We start from the raw sequence: 2,783 nt of genomic DNA, 5'->3' as shown, positions 1-2,783 counted from the left end.
GGCCGAGCCCGCGTCGGGCACCTCCGCGGCGGCCAGCGCCGCGATCCGGGCCACCACGTCGTCGTCGATGTCGATGCGGCCGTACTCGGTGCGCCCGGGCCGCGCCCCGATCACCTCCGTCGGGGCGGTCGGGTCGTCGGTGCCCGTGCCGGTCATCGGCGCTGACCCCGGCCGGAGAAGTAGTCGCTGAGATCGATGTCGCCGTCGAGGACCTTGCCGACGACAAGCCCGATGATCGCCAGCAGCGCGACGATGAGCATCTGGGCGAAGTTGCCGAAGGCCAGTGCGAGGCCGAGCACCAGCCCGACCAGGAGCCCCTGGGTGGTACGTGACATGTGCTTACACCTTCACGGTCGCGTTCGGGGCGGCCGTCCTGCGGGTCGTCGGGACCGGCAGGACCGGCCGCTGGGATCAGCCGTCGGGGGTGTGGCCGGACTCGACGGCGTCCGGAGCGTCCGGAACGCCTGCCAGGTCGGCCACGACCACGTCGACCCGGCGTCCGCCGACGAACGGGGCCAACGCCGCCTGGACCCGCCTGCCCAGCTCCGGAACGACGGCGTCCCAGCGGGCGATGACCTGCACGACCACCCGGTCGCGCTCGACCCGGACGCCCGGCACGACCCGGCCGGGCAGGTACGAGACGATCAGGGGCGAGGTGGGCAGTGGCGCACCGTCCACCACGTCCACGACGCCGGAGCAGCCGCGCGCGAGTTCGGCGACCCGGTCGACGTCGACGCCGTCGACGAGGTCGGGGCCGTCGGTGGCGGTCACGACACCCTCGACGGGGTCTCCTGGCTCTCGTCCGGCAGGTACACGTCGTCGACGTTGACGTTGATCTCCGTGACCTCCAGCCCGGTCATCCGCTCGACGGCCTGCTTGACGTTGCGTTGGACGCTCTTGCCCAGATCGGCGATGGAGACGCCGTACTCGACGACGATGTCGAGGTCGATCGCCGCCTGGGTCTCGCCGACCTCGACGGCGACGCCCTGCGACACGCTCGGCCCCGAGCTGCCCGGGATGCGCTCGCGCAGCGCCCCGACGGCGCGCCCGCCCGAGGTGCCCATCGCGTGCACGCCGTTGATCTCCCTGCAGGAGACTCCCGCGATCTTGGTGACCACGCCCTGCGCGACGCTGATCCGGCCCTGGTCGGTGGACAGCGGGTCGTTGGACGAGGACGTGCGTTCGCGGCTCGACGACGTCGTGGAGCCGGAGGAACCCTGGCCGGGCTGAGACATTGCCGCACCACTCCCGTGAGAGATCCGTGGGCCCGTGCCGCCGGGGATGCCGTGCACGGGCTGCCGAAATTGTGTTGCCGTCGGCATACCCGGCCGGGTACGACTCAACCGCGCCGCGCCGTCACCTCTTGGAGTGGCGCACGTCCGCCGTCCGCCGCCGAGGAGCGCCGAGGGAGCCCGTGACCGACGACGTGACGACGAGTGGCCCGCCGACGAGTGGACCGCCGGTCCTGCGCGACCCCGGGCCGCCGGGCCGCAGCTACACGGAACGGCTCGTGCTGCGCCCCGTCACCGCGGCCGACGTCGACGCCGTGACCGCCTACCTCTCCCGCCCGGACGTCTGCCGCTACCTGCTGCACCCGCCCCGCACCCGGGAGGAGGTCGCCGCGCGCCTCGCCGTCCGCGAGCAACAGACGCGGCTGTCCGCCGACGGCGACGGCCTCCGGTTCGCGGTGGTGACCCGCTCCGACGACGCGCTGATCGGCGAGCTCCACCTCACCGTGTATGCGGCCGCGACGGCCACCGTCGAAATCGGCTGGATCTTCTCCCCGCACGTGGCGGGGAACGGATACGCCACCGAGGCCGCGCGGGAGCTGCTGCGATCGACGTTCGCGGACCGGGGCGCCCACCGGGTGGTCGCCCGTCTGCATCCGGACAACACCGCATCGGTGCGGGTGTGCGAGCGGTTGGGCATGCGGCACGAGGCCCTCCACCGCCGCGACATCTGGGTCAAGGGCGGCTGGGAGGACACGAGCGTCTACGCCGTGCTGCGCGACGAGTGGTGCGGGCCCGGCACGGCCTGACCCGGGGTTTCGCCGCACCCGGGCGCGGGTACCAGGGCGCGGTGAGATCGCGTCGACCGGTGGTCGCGCGGGGCGGCTCGCCCCGCGCGGCGCCACGCTGACGGCCGTGGGGTCGCTCGTTCGCGTCGAGGTCCGGGTCGACGGGGTGGTCCAGGGTGTCGGGTTTCGCCCGTTCGTGTACGCGCTCGCGGCGCGGTACGGCATCGCGGGCCACGTCGGCAACGACACCACGGGCGTGTTCGCCGATGCCGAGGGCACTCCGGACGCGGTGACGGCCTTTCTCAAGGCGCTGGAGACCGACGCGCCCGCGCTGGCCGAGGTCGAACGTGTGACCGTGGTGCAGCGGCAGCCGCGCGGGGTGCGCGGGTTCCGGATCGCCGCCAGCGCCTCGGACGGTCCACGCCGGACACTCGTCACCGCCGACTCGGCGACCTGCCCCGCCTGTCTCGCCGAACTGTTCGATCCCGCCGACCGGCGGTATCGCTACCCGTTCCTCAACTGCACCGACTGCGGGCCCCGCTACACCCTCGTGCGCGACGTCCCGTACGACCGTCCGAACACGACGATGGCGGACTTCGCCCTGTGCGCCGACTGCGCCCGTGAGTACCACGACCCGGGTGACCGCCGGTTCCACGCGCAGCCGGTGTGCTGTCCCGCGTGCGGCCCTCGGGCGCGCCTGCTCGATGCCTCCGGCCGTGTCCGCGACGGCGACGACCCCGTCGCGGACACGGCCGAGCTGCTCCGC

The 2,783-nt window shown here is 73.5% G+C and carries 5 protein-coding genes; 2 read left to right on the top strand and 3 right to left on the bottom strand.

What is annotated here, in order from left to right; all coding sequences use genetic code 11:
* Positions 1–152: 152 nt before the first annotated feature.
* The 3 genes from SACSA_RS0118315 to SACSA_RS0118305 all read right to left on the bottom strand — a co-directional run bounded on the left by SACSA_RS0118315 (position 153) and on the right by SACSA_RS0118305 (position 1,235).
* On the bottom strand, positions 153–335 hold the full coding sequence (locus SACSA_RS0118315; protein WP_019819186.1) for a DUF2273 domain-containing protein: 183 nt from the start codon (positions 333–335) through the stop codon (positions 153–155).
* Positions 336–411: 76 nt separating this feature from the next.
* Positions 412–771, bottom strand: a complete 360-nt coding sequence (locus SACSA_RS0118310) for a hypothetical protein (RefSeq protein WP_019819185.1) — start codon at positions 769–771, stop codon at positions 412–414.
* On the bottom strand, positions 768–1,235 hold the full coding sequence (locus tag SACSA_RS0118305; protein ID WP_019819184.1) for an Asp23/Gls24 family envelope stress response protein: 468 nt from the start codon (positions 1,233–1,235) through the stop codon (positions 768–770). The genes SACSA_RS0118310 and SACSA_RS0118305 overlap by 4 nt, the downstream gene beginning before the upstream one ends.
* A gap of 179 nt (positions 1,236–1,414) precedes the next feature.
* Between SACSA_RS0118305 and SACSA_RS0118300 the strand changes: the two genes are divergently transcribed.
* Entirely contained in the window at positions 1,415–2,038 is a 624-nt protein-coding gene (locus SACSA_RS0118300; protein WP_019819183.1) for a GNAT family N-acetyltransferase, read from the top strand.
* 106 nt (positions 2,039–2,144) lie between these two features.
* A partial coding sequence (locus tag SACSA_RS23670; RefSeq protein ID WP_048876977.1) for an acylphosphatase occupies positions 2,145–2,783 on the top strand: 639 nt, incomplete at its 3' end.

Origin of the sequence: Saccharomonospora saliphila YIM 90502 (genome assembly GCF_000383795.1) — a bacterium.
GTDB lineage: Bacteria > Actinomycetota > Actinomycetes > Mycobacteriales > Pseudonocardiaceae > Saccharomonospora > Saccharomonospora saliphila.
The sequence above is the reverse complement of the archived record's forward strand: the minus strand, read 5'-3'. Positions and strand labels throughout refer to the sequence as shown.